Source organism: Cyclobacterium sp. L-R (assembly GCF_056859355.1).
Window position 1 is genome coordinate 75,771 of sequence record NZ_JBSXOH010000033.1, and the last position, 21,446, is coordinate 97,216.

General features: G+C 39.3%; 12 protein-coding genes. All 12 read left to right on the top strand.

Going from position 1 to position 21,446, the window contains the following annotated elements:
* Positions 1-427: 427 nt before the first annotated feature.
* Positions 428-1,489, top strand: coding sequence for a prenyltransferase/squalene oxidase repeat-containing protein (locus AC13EX_RS02870; RefSeq protein WP_482891466.1), 1,062 nt, complete (start codon positions 428-430; stop codon positions 1,487-1,489).
* A gap of 348 nt (positions 1,490-1,837) precedes the next feature.
* On the top strand, positions 1,838-2,443 hold the full coding sequence (locus AC13EX_RS02875; RefSeq protein WP_482891467.1) for an RNA polymerase sigma factor: 606 nt from the start codon (positions 1,838-1,840) through the stop codon (positions 2,441-2,443).
* 108 nt (positions 2,444-2,551) lie between these two features.
* Positions 2,552-3,625 (top strand): FecR family protein, encoded by a 1,074-nt coding sequence (locus AC13EX_RS02880; RefSeq protein ID WP_482891468.1) that lies wholly within the window; start codon positions 2,552-2,554, stop codon positions 3,623-3,625.
* A gap of 129 nt (positions 3,626-3,754) precedes the next feature.
* Positions 3,755-7,321, top strand: coding sequence for a TonB-dependent receptor (locus AC13EX_RS02885; protein ID WP_482891469.1), 3,567 nt, complete (start codon positions 3,755-3,757; stop codon positions 7,319-7,321).
* Between the two features lie 26 nt (positions 7,322-7,347).
* Positions 7,348-9,060, top strand: a complete 1,713-nt coding sequence (locus AC13EX_RS02890; protein ID WP_482891470.1) for a RagB/SusD family nutrient uptake outer membrane protein — start codon at positions 7,348-7,350, stop codon at positions 9,058-9,060.
* Between the two features lie 54 nt (positions 9,061-9,114).
* Positions 9,115-9,975 (top strand): rhamnogalacturonan acetylesterase, encoded by an 861-nt coding sequence (locus AC13EX_RS02895; protein WP_482891471.1) that lies wholly within the window; start codon positions 9,115-9,117, stop codon positions 9,973-9,975.
* Between the two features lie 5 nt (positions 9,976-9,980).
* Entirely contained in the window at positions 9,981-11,432 is a 1,452-nt protein-coding gene (locus tag AC13EX_RS02900) for a neutral/alkaline non-lysosomal ceramidase N-terminal domain-containing protein (protein WP_482891472.1), read from the top strand.
* Between the two features lie 36 nt (positions 11,433-11,468).
* Positions 11,469-13,778: an alpha/beta hydrolase gene (locus tag AC13EX_RS02905; protein ID WP_482891473.1), complete on the top strand. Its 2,310-nt coding sequence runs from the start codon at positions 11,469-11,471 to the stop codon at positions 13,776-13,778.
* Between the two features lie 239 nt (positions 13,779-14,017).
* Entirely contained in the window at positions 14,018-15,394 is a 1,377-nt protein-coding gene (locus AC13EX_RS02910) for a sulfatase family protein (protein ID WP_482891474.1), read from the top strand.
* Between the two features lie 242 nt (positions 15,395-15,636).
* A complete protein-coding gene (locus tag AC13EX_RS02915; RefSeq protein WP_482891475.1) occupies positions 15,637-18,903 on the top strand; it encodes a PVC-type heme-binding CxxCH protein in 3,267 nt (1,088 codons plus the stop codon).
* Positions 18,904-19,032: 129 nt separating this feature from the next.
* Positions 19,033-20,130 (top strand): fatty acid desaturase family protein, encoded by a 1,098-nt coding sequence (locus tag AC13EX_RS02920; protein WP_482891476.1) that lies wholly within the window; start codon positions 19,033-19,035, stop codon positions 20,128-20,130.
* A complete protein-coding gene (locus AC13EX_RS02925) occupies positions 20,120-21,175 on the top strand; it encodes a fatty acid desaturase family protein (RefSeq protein ID WP_482891477.1) in 1,056 nt (351 codons plus the stop codon). The genes AC13EX_RS02920 and AC13EX_RS02925 overlap by 11 nt, the downstream gene beginning before the upstream one ends.
* Positions 21,176-21,446: the final 271 nt, after the last annotated feature.

Below are 21,446 nucleotides of genomic sequence, written 5' to 3' on the forward strand. Positions count from 1 at the left end.
TTCAGCACGTAATAGATTGTCTATTGCATGTTTTGGGTTTATGATTGAATCTTAGAGAAAGTGATTTGTGCTTCCACCCAAAATAGGCCACCGACAATTCATTCTCTAATTCTTTCTAGCTCATTGATTACTTGCTGTGATCAGGTGAAAATGAGGTTTATTTCTCCTGTTTCACCAGCCCTAAAGGACCGTAATATCGAAGCGACGAGTGTGGACCTTGGTTTAGTGAACGCTGACAAATTATCACCTATGAAGTGAAGTAGAAGGTGGTATTTTCCAGTTTAAATTAAAATATACTATAATAGTATTCAAATTTGACCGAAAGATTGCATATTTCGAATTCAATCCAAATGGGATTAGAATGATAAATCCTTTGTGATTTACAATGATTCTAAATCAAAATTTTTGAAAACATAAAATACAAAATATGGATTTTAGCCGAAGAAAAGTATTGAAACTAATACCTGTAGTAACTGGAGGAGTAGCTATGGGCGATTTTGATTTTTTGATGATAGACAATCAAAAAAAGGTACTTGAAGGGGTTCGTACATTTTTTCAAAAGGTAGCCAATAAGGATGGAACTTTCAGGCCTGGAATAGCCAAGGATTACGCAGGAAATTCAGATACAAAATTTTCTGGCATTGCAGCCCCTGCCTATGCGGTGATCATTCATAAAACATTTGGCTGGGAATTGCCTTATGAACAAGCAACTATAGATTTCTTTCTTTCCTGTCAGAAGGAGGACGGTGCATTTTATGCGCCTACGGGAGAAGGAGACATGGAAACGCCGCTTGCTAAATTATACAATACCGTTCAAAGTGTGGCGGCCTTAAAAATACTGGGAAGAGAGCCGAAATATGATCCAACCCCTGTAATAAACTATTTTTTTGAAGGAAACAGGTTTCAGGACTTACCACTTTATACAACCAGTTTTTTCGCCCTATTCTATAGTGCTTGGAGGACTAAAATGCCATCCAATATTGATGAGAAAATGAGAGGATATCTAAAGGATAACCAAACAGCTGATGGATATATTGGAGACCATGTGGCCTCTACTTTTCATGCGGCACATTATTATCGATTAATCGGTGAGGAAACCCCATTGGCCAAAGAAATGGTGAATCGGGTGCTTAAAGACCAAAAAGAAGATGGTTCTTGGTCGCTCCATCAGCCAGATTGGGATGTTCATGCTGTTTTTGATGCCTTATTTGTGCTTAAACAAGTTGGAGGGTTTGCAAATCGAAAAAAGGAAATAAAGCAGGCTTATCGCAAAGCCAACGACTGGATATTAACCTGTCAAAAAGAGGATGGAGGTTTCAGTCATTTTCCGGGAAATGAGCCTTCTGATTTAGATGCGGTGTATTTTCATGTTGCTGCGCTAGTAGAAAGTGGTTATTTAAAACCGGTCAGGGGAATTGAAAATGAAGAGATTTACGGATGGGGGCATTTGATGGATCCAGATAAAACCTACAATTGTTTGGCAGAGTAGCCACATTGTCCTCTTAAACCCCGATAATTTATAGCAAGTCTAAAGTACAAATTACAACCTCAATTTGAGCCAAAGGATTTCCCGGAAATGATTAAGAAATCCTTTGGCTTTTCTATATCAATACACTAATTCCTTTTTCACCCATTTTTCAAATTCCTATTAAACCCCAAATACCAGCCATTTAAATTGGCTATTCTCAATGACATAATTCTTTAATTTGAAACAGGAAAAAATCAGTTATTTATTCGGTGGGATCATTATTATAAGAACCTAAAGTGTTTTAATATTTGGAACTTAAAATTTTTATACACATTTTTAGATGTTATAAACCCTAAAGTGCAAATAAATATGAGGTACGAACAATTAAGTTCTTATGAATTGTGGGGTTTGATAAAATCAACCGATCAGGAGGCTTTTGCTTATGTTTTCACAACTACTTCGGATGATATTTTTAAATACGGTCAGAAATTTACAAAGGATTGTGACCTTATAGAAGACGTGATTCAGGATGTATTTGTACATCTTTGGGAAAGTAAATCCACACTATCCATCCATTCCTCTATTCGGTTTTATTTGTTTTCAGCTTTTCGCAGAGAGATAATAAGAAGACTAAAAGAAAATCAAAAACAACAAGTCCTAGAAGATCATCATACAAGTGCTGCGTGGCAGGATTCATTTCAGGAAATATTAATTGAAAATCAAATCACCCAAGAATCCAGTAGGAAAATCTCTTCGGCATTAGATAATTTGTCCAACAGGCAAAAAGAGGCCATATACCTCAAATACCAGGAGGACATGTCTTATGATGAGATTTCTGAATTAATGGGGATAAAAGTCCCATCACTTTACAACTTGGTATTGAAAGGACTTAAATCAATGAAGCAGTTTTTAGTTTCATCTGATTTTACGGCAAAAGCGCTCTTTTTATTTGGAATAATTAATATAGATTCTTGATTTTTTTTGCTCGAATTCTAAAGATTAAAAATTTTTTTATAAAATATTTTCCCAAACATAGTGAGATTTATCATTAATCCTCCTCTTTAAGATATAGATGGTCGATAAATGAAATCTTACGAAAACATACAAGACTTTTTAGAAGATGATTCCTTTAAGCAATGGGTGCTTAGAGGTGATGCCGAGCAAGATAAATATTGGCTCGAGTGGTTGAATTTGCATCCTTCAAAAGCCGAACTATTGGGGCAAGCCAAAACCATTTTACTTGAATTAGAGAGCTCTTCAAAAAAATGGACTGAAAAAGGTAAGAAAAGAACATTTTCAGCTATTCAATCTAAAATAAAATCAACAGAGAGGTTAAAGAATAAGCCCGATCGTTACGAATACAAATCCTATAATACTAAGCTGGAATCTCGTGTAAGAGGAGTTTTAGTTGTGGCCTTTTTGATAATGTTTGGCGCTGCAATGTTCTACGCCTTTTTACCTAGGGAAAATACGGATCAGGTTGCGATGAATCTTAATGAGGAGGAATGGATCATCAAAGCTAACCCCAAAGGACAAAAGTCGACTTTACAACTTGCTGATGGAAGTAATGTAGTGTTGAATGCAGAAAGTGAATTGCGGTACAGGCGTGAATTTGGACAGAGCCATCGTGAAATCTACTTATCCGGAGAAGCTTTTTTTGAGGTAGCTTCAGACAGTTTACTTCCTTTTCGCGTGCATAGCGGTGATTTGATTACCACTGCTTTAGGGACTTCTTTTAATATTAATTCCTATAAAGAGAATTGGGTACAGGTGCAGTTAGCCACAGGGAAAGTCAGGGTTTTAAATGTATCGGCCAAAGATCAATCAGTTGATCTTGTCCCTGGTGAAGAGGTGGTGATAGGAAAGGATAGCCAATTGGTCAAAAGCAAATTTGACTTAAACAAAGCCTTTTATTGGAAAGAGGGAGTGTTGGGATTTGAAAAAGTACCTTTTCAGGAGGTTGTGGAATCTCTGGAACGATGGTATGCAGTTGATATCAATGTGCAAAACCCTCCGGCATATACGCTAAAAATCTCTGGTGAATTTAAAAAAAACACCTATTTAAAAGATGTACTTGAGAGTCTGGGCTATGCCTATAATTTTAAGTATTCTATTGAAAATAAAGTAGTATTCATTCAATTTAAAGCCACTGAATAGCCTATGAAAAGAAAATAAAAAAGGCCAATGAATAGCAGTTCATTGGCCAGTTCCAGGTAGAAGGAAAGTTCTCAGGCTTCCTCTCTACTGTAGTTTTATGTCATCACTAACAACAAAACTTTCAAATTTATGAAAAGATCACTACATATACTTAGTATGGTGGGGAAATATTACCTATACGGCTTTTTTTTACAGCTGTTATGTTTAAACCTTATGTATGCATCCCCTACTAAGGGGCAAAGTTCACTGGATATCAGTGAGGTGTATTTGAGTCTGGATCTCAAAGAGGCATCGCTGGCCGAGTCTTTCAATAAGATAAAGAGCCAGACAGACTTTTTCTTTATTTACGACCATGACTTGGTTGATAATTCACTACCGGTCAATCTTCATGTAGAACATTCAAGTCTGGAAGAGGTGCTTTTGTCCCTTGCCGCCAGCCATACGCTCTCCTTTAAGCAGGTGGACAATCGGATCAGTGTGAAAGTTGCTAAAAAGAATGCTAAAGTTAAAGAAATTGCTGTGGAGGTAACTGTTAAAGGAAAGGTTACGGATGCTAATGGAGATCCTATTCCCGGAGCAACAGTTTATGTGCAGGGGACAACAAAAGGTACTGCCACAGATATGAATGGTGATTATTCCATTGTGGCTCCTGAAGGTGCCATTCTAGTTTTTTCCTTTATAGGCTTTGATACCCAGGAGATTTCAGTAGGTTCTAGAAGCGTTATAGATGTAATCTTAACCGAAGGAATGGCTTCCTTAGATGAAATGGTTGTTGTTGGATACGGAACGCAGAAGAAGGTTAATTTAACTGGATCGGTGGATGTGATTTCCAGTGACATGTTAGAAGACCGACATGCGGCAAACGTTTCTCAATTATTAGTAGGAACAACACCTGGGTTGAATTTTGGTTTTGATGCCAATGGATACCAGCCAGGTGCAAAGGCCTCAATAGATATTCGTGGAATTGGATCGCTGAATGGCGGAGCACCCTATATCCTGATAGATGGCTTTCCTGGTGATATGAATTCCTTGAATCCAGAGGATATAGCCTCTATATCCGTTTTAAAAGATGCAGCAGCATCTGCTATTTATGGAGCAAGGGCTCCATACGGGGTGGTGATGATTACGACTAAGTCCGGAAAGAAAGATTCAAAATTAACAGTTAACTATTCTGGTAGCATGAGTTTAGTTACTCCTGCTAAATTACCAGGAACATTGGACTCTTACACCTATGCTCGTGTGCTTAATGAAGCTGCATTAAATAAAGGCTCTTCATTAAAGTTTAATGAATCTACCATTGACAGGATTATTGCTTATCAGGACGGGGATTACGATTATATCCGTTCCCAGTTCCCTGATGGTTTTCCTGCAGAAAATGTAACCAACTGGTCTGCTTTTCCTGCAGCTGGAGGTGGATGGCACGGTGGAAATGGAGATGGCCATGCGAACAATGATTTTTGGGACTTAGCTACTGGTCCTAATATGGGACAATCTCATAATTTTTCCGTACAAGGCGGATCAGATAAGACTTCTTATTATTTATCAGCAGGTTTTACAAACCAAGCAAGTTCCTTTACATGGGCTGATGATTATAACAAGCGTTATAATTTAACTGCCAAGATAAATACCTCACTTACTGATTGGTGGGACTTGAGATTTGAAACAAGGTTAATGAAAAATAACCGTCATTTTCCTTCTGGTGCAAGACCTGAATCTTCTGATTCGTACAATGCCCTTTTACACATTATTTACAATACAGCTCCAAAACAAGCAGTGTTCGATAGTTTCGGAAATCAAGTACAGAGCAGTGTGAAAAGCTTTTTTGAAGCGGGGGCAAGTAATGATGAAACTACCGAAAACTGGCAAATCATTGGGACGGAATTGAGACCTTTAAAAGGGTGGAAAATCAATGCGGATTTTGCCTACCAATCTACGGATTTCTATGGTCTTCATGACGGGAGAGAATTTGGCGAACAGAATTGGCTTACAGGCGAACAAACAAGCTCCTGGGTAGCAAGTCAAGTGAATGAGTACCATTCCAGCAATTATTACTGGAGTTCAAACCTCTACACTTCTTACGATTGGAGCTTTAATGAATCGCATAATTTCATGGCCATGGTTGGAGCGCAATACGAAACAGGAAAATACCGCTCTTTGAACGGACAGGCGAGAAACTTGATCGTTCCTGATATAATCTCCCTGAATACTGCAACAGGCGACCCTTCCATTACTGAAGCACTAAGTCAATGGGCTACGGAAGGTTATTTTGGTCGGTTAACCTATAATTATAAAGAGAAATACCTCTTGGAATCCAATGTAAGATATGACGGTACTTCCCGCTTCTTGGAAGGCAAAAGATGGGGTTTCTTCCCTTCCTTTTCTGCAGGCTGGGTAGTTAGTAACGAAGATTTCTGGTTAGAGTCCTCAGGTTTTATCAGTACTTTGAAATTAAGAGGGTCTTGGGGTCAGCTTGGTAATCAAAATGTATCTGCTTATCAGGATCTGGCTTTGATTCAATTGTCCAAAAACCTACTCAATTGGTTACCTGGTTACAATCAAACAGGACAGGTTGGTTACACCCTCACACCTTCACTTGTTAGCCCTTCTTTGACTTGGGAAAAAGCTGCCACTACAAATATAGGCGTAGACATGGAGCTTTTCAGGAATAAGCTAGGCGTTAATTTTGACTGGTTTGAGCGAAATACTACGGATATGATTGGCCCATCAGAGACCTTGCCAGGTGTGTTGGGAGCGTCTGTTCCCCGATCCAATAATTCATCCTTGAGAACAAGAGGTTGGGAATTGTCTGTGAGATGGAAAGAATTTGTAAACTCTGACTTAAGTTATTTTGTAGGCTTTAACCTTTATGATGCCAAAGCAGTGGTTACAAGTTATAATAATCCTACCGGTTACCTTGGATCTTGGCTTGTAGGTCAGGAAGTTGGTGATATTTGGGGCTGGTCTTCCAATGGCTTGTTTCAGTCCCAACAAGAAATAGATAATCATGCTGATCAGTCCTTTATTTACAATATCTGGAATACAGGTGATGTGAAGTACGATGACCTCAATGGTGATGGTGTAATAAACAATGGTCAGAATACCATAGATGATCATGGGGATTTAATGCTTTTAGGAAACTCCAGTGCTCATTATCAATTTGGTATTAACCTGGGAGCCAATTATAAAGGCTTTGATTTCTCCATGTTATGGAAAGGTACAGCCAAGAGAGATAAGGGAATGAACTATAATGACTACGCTTATTATGGTTTCAGGCGAGCCAATTGGTCGCAACCAAAATGGGATCACTTGGATTACTTTAGAGATACCCCAGGTACCAAGTATGTAGGTTTGTATGAAGGAGATGCGAATATAAATACAGATGCATTCTACCCACGTCCTTATGAGGACAATTTATCAAATGTGAAAAACCAGACTTACAATTCCCGTTATCTAGGCAATTTTGCCTACATACGTCTACAAGACGTTCAGTTGGGCTATAGTCTAAGTGAAAGTGTGATTGGTAGGTTTGGGTTGAGTAAAGTAAGGGTTTACTTGTCAGGTTCAAACCTTTTGACTTTTGATCATTTGCCTGTAGGAATGGATCCAACTTTGCCGTCCGGAGGCTATTCCAATAGTACCGGTAAGGACTACAGAGCGGATCGCATTTATTCAATGGGCTTGAATGTCACCTTTTAATCTCATCTCTACAAAACTTTATTACAATGAAAAATACACTAAAAATAGTCTTTATTTTGACATTTTTTTCAGGTTGGTCTTGTACAGATTTTTTGGACAAGCCACCTTTGGATCAGATTGGAATTGATGAATATTGGAAATCCGCAGTGGATCTTAAAAACTATACAGCGAGATTTTATGAAAGCCTACCTTACCATGAGAACAGTATGTCTACGGTGGGTCGCGAAGGAGCTGCTAATAATATAACCTATAGAACTGCTAATGCTGTTCTAAACGGAGAGACGACCTTGTCGACGGGTACCTGGCAGAGTGATTTTGCACCTGTAAGAAGTATAAATATCTTTTTGGACAATTACAGCAAGAGTGAGGATCCATATAGCACATGGAAACAATACCTGGGGGAAGCACAGTTCTTTAAAGCATGGATATATTTTGATTTGGTACAAAACTATGGGGATGTGCCTTGGTATTCTCATGCTTTGACTCCAGACGATGAGGCGGAATTGATGAAGCCAAGGGATTCCAGAATCGTAGTGGTGGATTCTATCTTGTCTTTATTAGACAAAGCAATCATTAACCTTGATAAAAAAGACGATGCTCCATGGGGAAACAATTCAATCAACAAAGAGGCTGCGCTGGCTTTCAAAAGCAGGGTTGCGCTTTATGAAGGAACCTGGCAGAAGTACCACAGTGGAGATGATTTTGGAACACAAGGTGCTGATCCGAGTAAATATTTCCAAGCCTGTGTGGATGCTGGAAACGAATTGATGAATGGAGACTATAACGTAGGCATCTATTCTACAGGAAATCCTGATCAGGATTATTATGATTTATTTGGAACAGGCGATATGGGAGGCATCAGTGAGGTGCTGTTGTACAGGGCTTATAATGTAGGTGAATTTATTGGCCATAATCAAAATTATTATGGTACAACCACACCTTCAGAGTTAGGTGCAACATGGTCTTATGTGACTTCCCACTTGGGGCAAGATGGAAAACCCTTGGATTATTTGACCATTTCTCAACAAGAAAAGGGGAATGATTTCTTAGAAATGCTGGCATCTGATGTTGACCTAAGATTAAGGCAAAGTATTTGGATACCTGGAGATGTTCAGCATTACCCTTCCAATGTGGTGTTTGATTCTCCTCCATTATTTGCAGGTAGCCGTGAAAATAATCCTACAGGTTTTCAGATCAAAAAATACACCAATCCTTATCAGGAATTGGGTTATGCCAATGCAAATGATGCTGGCCGGATTGTTTTCAGATATGCAGAAGTGTTGCTAAATTATGCAGAAGCTTTGGAAGAGCTGAACGGAACAGTTGCTTATGAGGCCCTGAATCAACTTCGTGCCAGGGTAGGAATGCCGGACTTTGAGGTAATGTCTCAAGATGCTGATCCCAATAAAGTGGATTATGGGTATTCCATTTCAGACGCTTTGTATGAGATTAGAAGAGAAAGAAGGGTTGAATTGGCATTTGAGGTGTTGAGAGAGCAGGACTGGAAAAGATGGGCTGCTCATGAATTGTTTTTAAATGAGCGACCTAAAGGATATCCATTCAAAAGTGAAGAGTTTCCAGGTGAAAACCCTACATTGGATGAAGATGGGTTAGTGGATCCTTTACAAACAGAACTTCCTAATGGGTATAATTTTAATCCTGGAAGAAATTATTTAGAAAGTGTGCCGCAGACAGAATTGACTCTAAATCCAAATTTGGATCAGAACCCTGGGTGGTGATAAGTTTTTCACAATTAAAAAAAACAATTTTGTAATTTGTACTGGTGAAAACTTATGAAACAAATGAAAAACAATGAGCATCCGGGTCTATTGGCCCGGATAACTCATTTGAAACCCCGCGCTTTTTATTTCTCCTTTTATAGCTTGATATTATTGCTTTTTTGCAGTTGTGAACAAGAAAATGTTCGTGTTTTCAGCATTGGTGATTCCACCATGAGCAATTATAACTTGGAAGAAATGGATGAGCATTATGGTGGTTCGAATTTTCCTAGACGAGGTTGGGCCATGGCACTCCCCGCATTTCTCAATGACAAAGCAGAAGTTGTGAATAGAGCTGTAAGCGGTAGGAGCTCCAAGAATTTCATTGCCCAAGGACATTGGGATAAGGTTTTAAATGATATTCAGGAAGGTGACTTTTTGATTATTCAGTTTGGTCACAATGATCAAAATGCTGATGATCCAAATCGCTATACGGAAGCTTATGGGGAGTATAAAGAAAACTTACTCAGGTTTGTTAAAGAAGCTGAAGCCCTTGGCGCCAGGCCCATAATAGCCACTCCTATTGCCCGAAGAAGATTTGATGCTGAAGGAAAAACAATGGATACACATGGGGATTATGGAACTGCTTCAATTGAAGCGGCCAAAGAATCAGGCGTTCCATTAATAGACTTGAATAAAATGACCATAGATTATTTAAGTGAATTAGGAGATGAAGATTCTAAAGCCTTGTTTTTACATATTGAACCAGGTGTTTTTGAAAACCTGACAGAGGGGTTGAAAGACAATACCCATTTGAGCAAGAAAGGTGCCTGCGCTGTCGCGGCAATGTTTGTGGAAGGTGTAGAGAATTCTGATTCTCCATTAAAAAAATACCATTTAGAGAATAAGCCTGACTGCAATTTAAAAATTAAATAAAAATTATGATGATAAGGATTCAAAGATTATTAGGGTTGATTTTGACCATTAGCACAGTTCTTTTTTCAAAGGATTTGATAGCTCAGGATAAGGTGTTTCAAGCCGGAGCTTCAATTACTGATATTACCCCTCATCTGGGACATCCAATTGTTGGCAATTACAACTCTCCCCCTGCAACCTATATTCATGACCCACTAAGTGTAAGGACCCTTGTCTTGGATGATGGTGCGAAGGAATTGGTGTTTGTGATTGTGGATAATGTTCATATTAATCGGGAGGTTTTTGATGCTGCCAAAGCAATGCTTGATCGAGATTTAAATATTCCGACAAAAGATGTAATGATGGCCTCAACACATACCCATTCAGGGATAAGCCTTAATGGAGAAGGGTTAAAAAGCATATCTCCCGAAGTAGGAGTTGCTCTTGATGAATACCAGACCTTTGTTGTCAAAAGAATGGTAGATGGAGTAAAGATTGCAAGAGAAAACAAAACGTTAGCTAAAATTGCTTTCGGGAGCGTAGATGTTCCGGAGCATGTATTTAACAGAAGGTGGATAATGAAAGATTCTGTTATGAGTCCATTGGGACAGTTGGAGATAGCTAAAATGAATCCCGGACATAGCAATGCCTTGCTTCGTCCGGCAGGTCCTGTAGATCCTGAAGTGTCCTTTATTGCAGTAGAATCCAAAGACGGAACCCCCATAGCTTTATTGGCTAATTATTCCCTACATTATGTTGGTGGAGTGCCTAGGGGACATATCTCGGCGGATTACTTTGCAGCTTTCGGAAATCGTATGAGTGAATTATTGGAAACAGGCTCAGATCTACCTGCTTTTATTGGAATTATGACGAATGGAACTTCAGGTGATGTTAACAATAATGATTATTCTAAACCGAGACCTAAGGAATCCTTACCTCCATATGCCAAAATGCATTATGTAGCCAATGATATTGCAGAAAAAGTATACCAAGAATATAAGCAATTGGATTTTCAATCGGAGGTGAAACTTGGTTCAGCACTTTCAGAGATGACGCTTAATGTGAGAAGAGCAACCCCTGAAATACTTACAAATGTTGCCACTGTTCGAGACTATGAAGGATCAAAACCACTGTTCCACAGTCTCGAAAAAACTTACTCCCGTCGTGTTTTTAATATGGAGTCAGCGTATCCTGATTCTGTCAATATTGTTCTCCAGTCATTCGCCATCAATGATATAGGAATTGCTTCCTTGCCATTTGAAGTATTTACTCAGATTGGATTGGATATTAAAGCCAAAAGCCCTTTTAAAAATACATTTACGATTGAGCTAGCCAATGGGTCTTATGGTTATTTGCCTACACCTGAGCAGCACAAGCTTGGAGGCTATGAAACCTGGTTGACAACGAATAAGGTACAAAAGGATGCTTCAGTTTTGATTACAGAACAACTTATAAAGCATTTTCAACAATTGAAATAAGCCCTGTTTTTGCTGCTGAATCCAAACTATCAAACTATGAATCTAGCGAAGATTTTTATAATTGTAATTGCAATGTTTATGCTTCAACCAAGAAGCTCTTGGGCTCAAAACAGAGGAGACCTACTGGCTTCCGGTGTGGAGGTGATAGACGATTACCATTATAGCAATGCTTTTTCAAACAATAGAAACTTTCGGGTATTTTTACCCCCGAGCTATCGAAAAGATTCGGAGAAAAGGTATCCTGTTATCTACTTTTTTCACGGATGGGCCCAACGTTATTTTGGGTCTATGGGTAGTGGTTACTCTGATTATGATTTCGGAGATGACAATGACGGGGACAATATTGAAAAGTTTGTTTCAGAAAATGATGTCATCATCGTGAAAGTAGATGGCTTGAATCAATTCAAAGTTGAGCCAATAAACCTGAGTCCATACAATGTTAGTCTGGTTTCTACATTCCGTCAGTTTCCTGAATATTTTAAGGAATTTGTAGGCTACATAGACGCTCATTACCGAACAATTCCTGACCGTACCCATAGAGGAATCTCAGGTCTTTCTATGGGAGGGTTTATGACCTTTTGGCTTTCAGCTAAATTGCCGGATTGGGTAAGTGCCGCAGGTAATTTTTGTGGGTCCAGCGAGTTTTCTGCTGGTCCTTTGGATTTCCCTGTGAGGTACGCTCATGCCGACATGTATGATAATTATAAAGCCATTAGTATGCGGATGCACAATGGAAACAGCGATCGTTTGCGGTTTTATCATGAGGACATGAACAGGTATTTGATGAATGCAGTCCCTCACTACCAGTTCAAACAATATGAAGCTTCTCATATTACCTGTGGAATGGGGGATATGTTTGCCTTTATGATGCAAGCCTTTAAAACTCCTTTGCCTCTCCCTGAGAAATGGGATTATATTGATATCTATCCGTATTTTGAAGTGTGGGATTATAAAGTAGAAACATCGAGAAACCGTTCAGGCTATACTGTATTGGAGAATGTGGATAAGGAAGGCTTTAACCTTGCTGTACGAAATTTTCTACCAGATGGTGAATTGATGCCAAATGTAAAAGTTCAGGTGATAACTGCTCCTATTTATAAAGTAAATACTGAATTTAAAGTGACTGACATAGATCTTCGCACAAAGGAAGGTAGGCAGTATTTCGTTCAAAGCGATGCATCAGGTAGGCTTAAGCTAACACTTAATGGAAGCGCCCATCAAATAGGAATAGCAAATTCACAAGACAGCCCCAACCTATCCATGACAAGTTTCAAGATTGAGAACATGGATTGGGCTGAAAGTGGTCAGGTGGTTGAACTTTCAATGAAGGTTTTGAACAAAGGGTTTTCGACATCTGAGAATATCATCGCAGAAATAAGTGCCATTAGTGAAGGCTTGGACATTGTGTCTGCCCAAGGTAAAATCAATGGTTTGGCCTCCTTGGAAGAGAAACAGGTAAATGGGATTTTCAAAGTCAGAAACAATCGTAAAGGGTATGATATAGCTAAGTTTCAAGTTGATTTCACAGATGATTCAGGGGCTTCCTGGCAAGAGGAGTTTGAAATTTTATTTAAGGACCAGGTAGATAGAATAACGAATTTTGTAATTGCTGATGGCAAAGAATTCACCATTGTCAAAGAAGCTGTTGATTCAGTCAGCATGGTAGTGGGAGTCGGAAATGGAGATGGAATTGCAAATCCAGGAGAAACGATTGTCCTATTGATAGAAGAAGGAGGTAAGTATTTACGAACGGATGCCTATACTACCAACAAATACATCAATTCGAGCAATGTGAGCATTCGGATAGCTGATCCTTGGCAGAATTATGACCATATCGGTGGATCTGTCAAATACACAATGCCGGTTCTGGATTCTGAAACTCCTGAAGGAGAAGAAATACCTTTCTATGTAGAGTACTGGACACCTGGCCCCATTAGTGGTCAGCATATTATCCACAAAGGCATAGTAAATGTTCAAGTGAAAGGAGAAGACAAGACAGCTCCGCAAGTTCAATGGGTGCAGGTGCTGAATGATGATCGAATAGAAGCGCGTGTCTATGATGGCGCTTCAGTTGGTGAAGTCATGCTAACATTATCCCCTAATGAGGAAAAATCAACTTTGAAACATGTGAATTGGGACGAAACACCATCTTCTTTTTCCATTGAATTGAAGGATGATGGACTTGGAGCAGATGCTGTGAAAGGTGATGGGGTTTATAGTGCAAGGATTTCTGGGCAGCCTACTTATTTTTATGATTTGTCTTTTGAATTGAATGATTCTTCAGGAAATATAGGCAAACACAAAGCTGAAGAAACTATTTTCTTGAAAGAGACGAGGTGGAGGTAGAAGGTTGGGAGGATTTGAGAATGGCATAGGATTAGACCTATTTATAATAAAAGGATCGTTTAGATAGCGGTCCTTTTTTATGTCCATTTTTAAATAAAGGAATTTGGGTTTTATGGCTTTCAGAACTTTTTCGTTAATCAAATCCATTTTTGGTGTGAAAAGGAACAGGTCCTGAAAATTCTAATTAACTTTTAGTGTTTATTACTCCTAGTCTAAAGATTTATTAAGTATAATCGCATATGAAAAAAAGTATAGTATTGCTTGTTCTCTGTTTGATCAACACCGCTTTGCTGGCTCAAAATAAAAAGCCAAACATCCTGATTATCATTACGGACCAGCAGAATGCCAAAATGATGAGCAGTGCTGGCAATGAGTGGTTAGAGACACCAAATATGGATAAACTGGCCATGAAAGGAATGCGCTTTGAAAAAGCGTATGTAACCAATCCGGTTTGTTCCCCTTCCAGGTTTAGTCTATTCACCGGGCAATATCCTACTGCAATAGGTATGCGGCACAATGCAAGTAAACTAGATATTCCAGCCCTTCAAAAGATAATTCCCAATGCAATGGGCCATGCCTTTGCCAATGCCGGCTATGAAACTTTTTATGGAGGGAAATCCCACTTGCCCGGAGGGCGGAATGACGTTTCCACTTATGGTTTTGAAACCTTTATTTCAAAGGATGAAAGAGATGACCTGGCAAAAGAAAGTACTGCTTTATTATTGGAAAGGAATTCGGATAAGCCTTTCCTGATGGCTTTGAACTTTATCAACCCTCACGATATCTGTTATGAAGCCATCAGGCATTTCCCCCCAAATAATAGACCTCCTGCCGAGGTGCCCATTCCTTTATTGGAAGCCATTGCTATTCCGGATTCCATTAGTGAAAAGGATTTTATGGCAAAATATGTACCTCCTCTGCCTGCTAATTTTGAACCAACTTCACCGGAACCAAGTGCGATTTATGATTTGAAAGCACTGCATTCCTTCACTATTGATGCCCGGGAGAACTGGACGGAAAAAGATTGGCGCATGCACAGGTATGCCTACCATAGATTGACAGAAAGGGTGGATGTTCAAATAGGTATGGTGTTGGACGCTTTGGAATCTTCACCTTTCGCCAAAAATACCATTGTCGTTTTTACATCGGATCATGGTGAAATGAGCGCTTCTCATAGACTGGAGCACAAAACAGTTTTTTATGAAGAATCATCAAATATCCCTTTGGTGGTTTGGTACAAAGGCATGGCCAATGCTCATTCGGTTGATAGGGAAAATATTATTTCCAATGGCTTGGACCTGTTCCCTACACTCTGTGATTTAGCGGGTGTTTCCATACCTGAAAACCTGCCTGGTGTTTCGTTTGCGGCCTTATTGAATGGTCAAAAATACAAATACAGTCCACGTGAATATTTGTTTATGGAAAATGAATTGGGCTTTATGATAAGAGGGGATAACCTTAAATACACATTGTATGACAATGGGGATGAAATGTTAATTGACCTTGCAAAGGATCCGGGGGAATTGATTAACCTGGCTGAAGTTCCGGTATACCTTGACAGAAAAGAGAAGCTTAAAAGGCAACTTAAGGCCCATATTGAGAAAGCAAGCCATTAGCTGTTCTAACTTCTCGCCGTGCAATACAGCATGGGGTAGATTTGAGCAAATTGTTTTAGGAAATTTCAATTCCTGCTTATTCCACTGAAAAAAAATAGCAATACGTTATGAGCGGAGCGGTTTAATAGGATAAATACATTAAATTTTGGAGGTTTTAGCTTTTGGTCTTTGAATAAGTTATTAAGACGAAAAGCCCAATTTACCGTATGTATTAAACGCTGTTAGTTTATAAACAACATCAAATGATTAATGTAGGCCCAATTAAATTTCTTGGATCAAAGGTCATTTTGGCATTTTCTATTTTATTTGCTTGCGAAAGCAAAGAGGTAGTGCACCATTTCGATCCAAAGGACAATAGCAATATTGTTTTTATAGGAAACACCTTCGCGGATCGACTTCAGAACAACAATTATTTTGAAACCCTTTTGTATAAAAGTTTTCCTGAAAGAAACCTTAAAGTAAGGAATCTTGCCTGGAATGCAGATGAAGTCAGCCTTAGACCAAGGCCTTTAGATTTTGGTACATTAGATGATCATTTGCATCAGCAGAAAGCAGATGTGATTTTTGCCTGTTTTGGTCTCAATGAAGCTTTTAAAGGACAGGAAGGTCTGACCGATTTCAGCAAAGACCTACAGGACTTCTTGAAACCCTTACAGCAACAGCAATTTAATGGTGAAAATAGCCCTCAAATTATCTTGGTCTCACCTATTGCGCAGGAAAATATAGGAGGCTTTTTACCGGACCCTAAGGTAAACAATCAAAACTTGTCATTGTATACTGAGCAGATGCGCAAGGTGGCAGCAAGCTTAAATATTCCTTTTATTGATTTGTACCAGCCTACCAAAGAGTGGATGGGTTCATCAGAGGCACTGACATCGAATGGAATTCACCTTACCGACAATGGCTACCTAAAGGTAAGTGAATACATGGCTGAAGCTTTGGACTTTCCAGTGGCTACTTGGGAAGAAAATGCTTCTTTTGAATTGCTTAGGGAAGCGGTAGCCAAGAAAAACCAGCATTTCTTTTATCGGTTTAAAGCGCAAAATGGAGAGTATATCTATGGCCGACGCAAAGAGTGGTCAGGGGGTGAGAAGTTGAAGGAAGAAAACAGGGTTATTGATGGTATTATAGAGCGATTGGATAGTGTGGTATGGAATGGAAGTGCTGCCAATTCCCTGGCAGACATAGAGAAAGCCAAAAAAATCACAAGCTTTAACCAAGGAGTTAAAAAGACAAAATCCCAGCCTACTACTTTGGAAGAGCTTGAGAAAGCCAAGTCCCAGTTTGTACTTCAGGAAGGTTATAAAATTGAACTGTTTGCTTCTGAATTGGATTTTCCCATCGCCAATGCGGTTGCAATAACGTTTGATCCACAAGGTAGAATGTGGGTGTCCAGTATGCCTTCTTATCCGCAGTATACGCCTGGGGATATGCCTTTGGATAAACTGATAATCCTTGAAGATACCAATCTTGATGGAAAGGCAGACAAGCATTCCATTTTTGCGGATAGTCTTTATCTTCCTCTGGGTTTTGAGCAAGGGGATGGGGGCGTATATGTTACTCAGGCGCCTGATCTGGTCCATTTGAAAGATACGGATGGTGATGGAAAGGCCGATTCCAGAAAGATTTTATTTAGTGGTTTGGGGACAGAAGATTCCCACCATAGCTTAAGTGCTTTTACCTGGGGACAAGATGGAGCACTGTATTTTCATATGGGTACTTTCTTGCATTCGCAAATTGAAACGCCCTATGGTCCCCGACGAGGTGCTTATGGGACTACCTGGAGGTATGAACCTTATACCATGAAGTTGGAACCCTATATCTCTTATCCTTATGCCAATCCCTGGGGAAATGTTTTTATGCGGGATGGGACACATTTAGTGGCAGATGTTTCTACAGGGATGAATTATTTTGCACCACCGCTTACCGTGGACATTGATTATCCAAAAAAGCACATGGTGATGAAAGATTTCTTGAATTCTCCAGTCAAACCAAAAACCTGTGGGATAGAAATCATATCCAGCAGGGCTTTTCCTGAAAATGCCCAAGGCAATGTTTTGTTCAATACTTTTATAGGTTTTCAAGGAGTAAAACAACATGTGATAAGTGATGATGGTAGTGGTTTTCAGGCAGATGAAACAACTCCTCTGCTCCAGTCCAAGGATCCGAATTTCCGTCCGGTTGATTTAAAATTTGGCCCAGATGGTGCATTGTATGTAGTAGATTGGTATGACCCTATTATCCAACACGGGGAGCAAAATTTCCGTGATCCTTTAAGGGATTCAAGTAAAGGCAGAATTTGGAGAATTACCCATAAGGACAAAAAGCCCCTGAAAGTAGTAGACATGAGTCAATTAGCTATTGGGGATTTACTTGATCAGCTAAAAGTATATGAGGATAGGGAAAGGTATAGGGCCAGAACTCAACTGAGAGAATATGATTGGGAACAGGTTGCTCCTGCGCTACAAACTTGGGTGGATCAATTGGATCAAAAAGATCCAAATTCAGAGCATTTAAGAATGGAAGCTTTATGGGTTTATCAGCAATTTAACCAGCCTAACCTCTCCTTGTTGGAGGGCTTGTTGGACAGTCCTGAAGCGCCAATAAAAGCGGCTGCTACCAGGGTTTTGTTTTATTGGAAGGATGAAGTTAATGATGTGCAACGAAAGCTTAAAATTCTATCCAAAGATGCTTCCCCTCGCGTTCGCTTGGAAGCTGTAATAGCCTTGAGTCATTTTGAAAATGAGGCCACGGTGAATACCCTCTTGGAGGTTTCGGCTTTACCAACGGATGATTACTTGGATTATGCTTTGAAGGAATCCTTTAAGCATCTGAAACCAGTATGGATGGAGATGTTCATTAAAGACAAAACCTTTCTAGCGGATGAGCCTGAAAAAGCGGCAAGATTACTCAGGCCTCTGGCTTCTAAAGCAGAATTGCAAGTGCCCGGTTTTATTATGGACGATCCCAAGTATGCACAATATGGAGTGGACGTACTTTCGGAGCAAGACTTTCAAGATTTGGAAGGAGTGACGGCGGTAATGAATTTTAAACAAGATCATTTGGAACTGCTGTACCCTGATGAAGAATCGCGGGTTTTACAAAAGACTGCTGACAATAAAAAAGGAGAAATTGTAATTAACCTGGCAACACTTCCAGGTAAAATGCTTTTTGATAAAGAGAGCTTTGAAGTGAAAGCGGGAAAAACGGTTTCCATCCTGTTCGATAACAAAGATCAAATGCCCCACAATGTGTTGATCCTTGAACCCGGAGCTTCTGAAAAAGTAGGGGTGGCGGCAGACAATATGGCCAGTCTGGAAGATGGGTATGAAAAAAACTTTGTGCCGAACTTGAAGGAGGTATTGTTTTTTACACCATTGGTCAATTCTAACCAAGTGTTTCAATTGGACTTTACCGCACCTGACAAACCTGGTGATTATCCATTCATTTGTTCCTTTCCGGGACATTGGAGAATGATGAAAGGAGTGATGCGGGTGACAGAAAACTGATCTGAGCGCGTTTGGTCGGGAGAAGAAGCAAATATAGTGGGGTAAAATTTTGCCTGCTTAGAAGTTTATCGCTAATACTGAGGTACTTTTGTGCTATATTACTAAGTAAATCATAAGGAATACTCGGCTATGAATAGATTAAAGTTTACCAAGGATGAAGGGACGGCTTTTTACAAGGAACTGAATGAAGTTCTGTCGGAATATTTCTCCAAGAATAAACTGGAGAAATCAGGGAACAGTACCATGTACTTTAAGATTTTCCTTTATTTTGGTCTAGACCTTTTGTTTTATATTTTGATGTTATCGAGTACTAACCTTGCTAGCTTCTTTGTTTTCTATTTACTAATGGGCTTTTTTGTGCTACTGACAGCCTTCAATGTTTCTCATGATGCTGCACATGGTGTGGCGGTAAAAAGTAAATTTTGGAATAAATTTCTTTTCTCTTTTAGCTTTAACCTTCAGGGAAACAATGCCTATGTTTGGGGTAAAAACCACAATGAATCCCATCACCTGTATACCAATGTGGAGGGAAGTGATATTGATGTATTAAACAATCCCGTTTTCCGTATGACTGAAACCCAGGAATTAAAGTGGTTTCACCGCTATCAATACATTTACGCACCTTTTCTTTATCTTTTGTATTCGCTTAACTGGTTCTTTTTTAGAGATACTTTAATGCTATTGAATTATTCAAGTCGGACTATTAAAGTCGAAATACCACGAAAGGAAGTATTCAAATTGTTGATTTACAAAGTGCTGTACCTTGGGTACATGATTTTCCTTCCTGTTTACCTATTGCCTTTTGGTTGGGGAATTGTCATGCTTGCGTTTCTATTGAATCACTTTATGATTTCCCTCATTTTTGTAGCTGTTTTAGGGGTGTCACATGTTTCAGATTATGTGGCGCATCCCCAGCCTGATGCCAATAATAAACTAAACATGAGTTGGGCCAAGCTTCAAATGTGTACTTCTGTAGACTATAATGCCAATAGTGTTCTTTTGAATTGGACACTCGGCGGATTCAATGCACATGCCCTTCATCATTTGTTGCCCAATATTAGTCATGTCCATTACCTGAAAATACTGCCTCTCTTTCGGCAGTTGGCGGATAAACATGGTTTGACTTATATGGAAATGCCTTATGGTAAATCAATTGCCGCACATTTTAGGTTTTTGAAATACATGGGAGCCAATAGAACCCTACAGACCATGCCTTTTGAGAAATAAACACCTTCATATAGCCCAGGACAGTGAATTGCTACAGACCATTTATAGGAAAGTGGAGCAGGAATTGCTTATTGATAGAAAGGCATTCCTTATATTAAATATCCTTAAATTTTCCTTTTATTTTTCTTTGTCCGTGATTTTCTATGCCCTGTTATTTATTGTCCAAAGTCCTTCATTGTTTATATTGACCTATGTGTCATTTGGCTTTATGACCTTGTTGCTTGCTTTCAATTTCTCTCACGATTGTTCACACAATAGCCTCTTTAAAAGTAAAAAAGTCAATAACCTTTGCTTTATTGCTTTGTACACACTTGTAGGTGCGCACGGAGAGGCCTGGAAGCAAAGACATGTGCAATCCCATCATTTTGCACCGAATGTTAAAGATTACGATTCCGATCTGAGGATTTCAAAATTGATTCGGATAATTCCTGGAAGTCCCTGGTTTTGGTACCATAAATTTCAACCGATCTATGCACCAATTGCCTATACCACCTATTCCCTTTTTTGGATATTGGTGAAAGATTTCTACTTGCTTTATTCCAAGGATGAATACGATCAGGTAAAGAATCGAGGCTATCACCTTTTATTTTGGATCCAAAAAAGCAGCTATTTTGTGCTGATCATGGGCTTACCTTTGCTTTATTCTCAACAGGCTTGGTCGATAGTGCTATTGGGGTTTTTAGCCATGCATTTGGCACAATCTTTATTTCTATTGCTGACCTTTTTTATTACGCATCATGTTGAGGGAACCCTGTATCCTGAGACAACTGAAGATGGAACGATTGAAACTTCTTGGGTAATGAACCAGATCAAGAGCTCCAACGATATGCATCCTTTCAGTAAAACGGCCAACTTTATTTTGGGAGGTTTTAACAATCACATCGCTCATCATTTATTCCCGCACATACACCATATGTATTACCCTCAGCTCAGTCAGATATTGTATGCAGTGTTGGCCGATCACAATATTCAGCCCAATCAGATGAGTTATGTTGGAGGAATTCTGTCCCATTTTAAGCTATTGAAGCGAATGAGTAGACGCTAATTAATGGTGCGCTTAATCATAAAGTTTCAACAATTCTAATTGTATTTTCCTTTGGGCTCCAGAGCATAAATAGAAATGGCTTTAACCCGAAATATGCAATAGACATTCTATTACATGCTGAAATCGCTTTAAAATCAGCCACTTCGTTGCTGTTTTCAATTTCACCATAGCGGTGCTATGCTAAAATTTCCAAACAGCCTGATTTTCTTGCGATTGCAACACTTCCCGTAAACACGGGACAGGCTTCACCCCTGACTATTGTCAGGACGGA

Bases quoted from the DNA above. Each gene is read 5' to 3' on its own strand.
- AC13EX_RS02895 (WP_482891471.1), top strand. From the start codon at position 9,115: ATGAAACAAATGAAAAACAATGAGCATCCGGGTCTATTGGCCCGGATA.
- AC13EX_RS02885 (WP_482891469.1), top strand. From the start codon at position 3,755: ATGAAAAGATCACTACATATACTTAGTATGGTGGGGAAATATTACCTA.
- AC13EX_RS02875 (WP_482891467.1), top strand. From the start codon at position 1,838: ATGAGGTACGAACAATTAAGTTCTTATGAATTGTGGGGTTTGATAAAA.
- AC13EX_RS02920 (WP_482891476.1), top strand. From the start codon at position 19,033: ATGAATAGATTAAAGTTTACCAAGGATGAAGGGACGGCTTTTTACAAG.
- AC13EX_RS02880 (WP_482891468.1), top strand. From the start codon at position 2,552: ATGAAATCTTACGAAAACATACAAGACTTTTTAGAAGATGATTCCTTT.
- AC13EX_RS02910 (WP_482891474.1), top strand. From the start codon at position 14,018: ATGAAAAAAAGTATAGTATTGCTTGTTCTCTGTTTGATCAACACCGCT.
- AC13EX_RS02915 (WP_482891475.1), top strand. From the start codon at position 15,637: ATGATTAATGTAGGCCCAATTAAATTTCTTGGATCAAAGGTCATTTTG.
- AC13EX_RS02890 (WP_482891470.1), top strand. From the start codon at position 7,348: ATGAAAAATACACTAAAAATAGTCTTTATTTTGACATTTTTTTCAGGT.
- AC13EX_RS02900 (WP_482891472.1), top strand. From the start codon at position 9,981: ATGATGATAAGGATTCAAAGATTATTAGGGTTGATTTTGACCATTAGC.
- AC13EX_RS02870 (WP_482891466.1), top strand. From the start codon at position 428: ATGGATTTTAGCCGAAGAAAAGTATTGAAACTAATACCTGTAGTAACT.
- AC13EX_RS02905 (WP_482891473.1), top strand. From the start codon at position 11,469: ATGAATCTAGCGAAGATTTTTATAATTGTAATTGCAATGTTTATGCTT.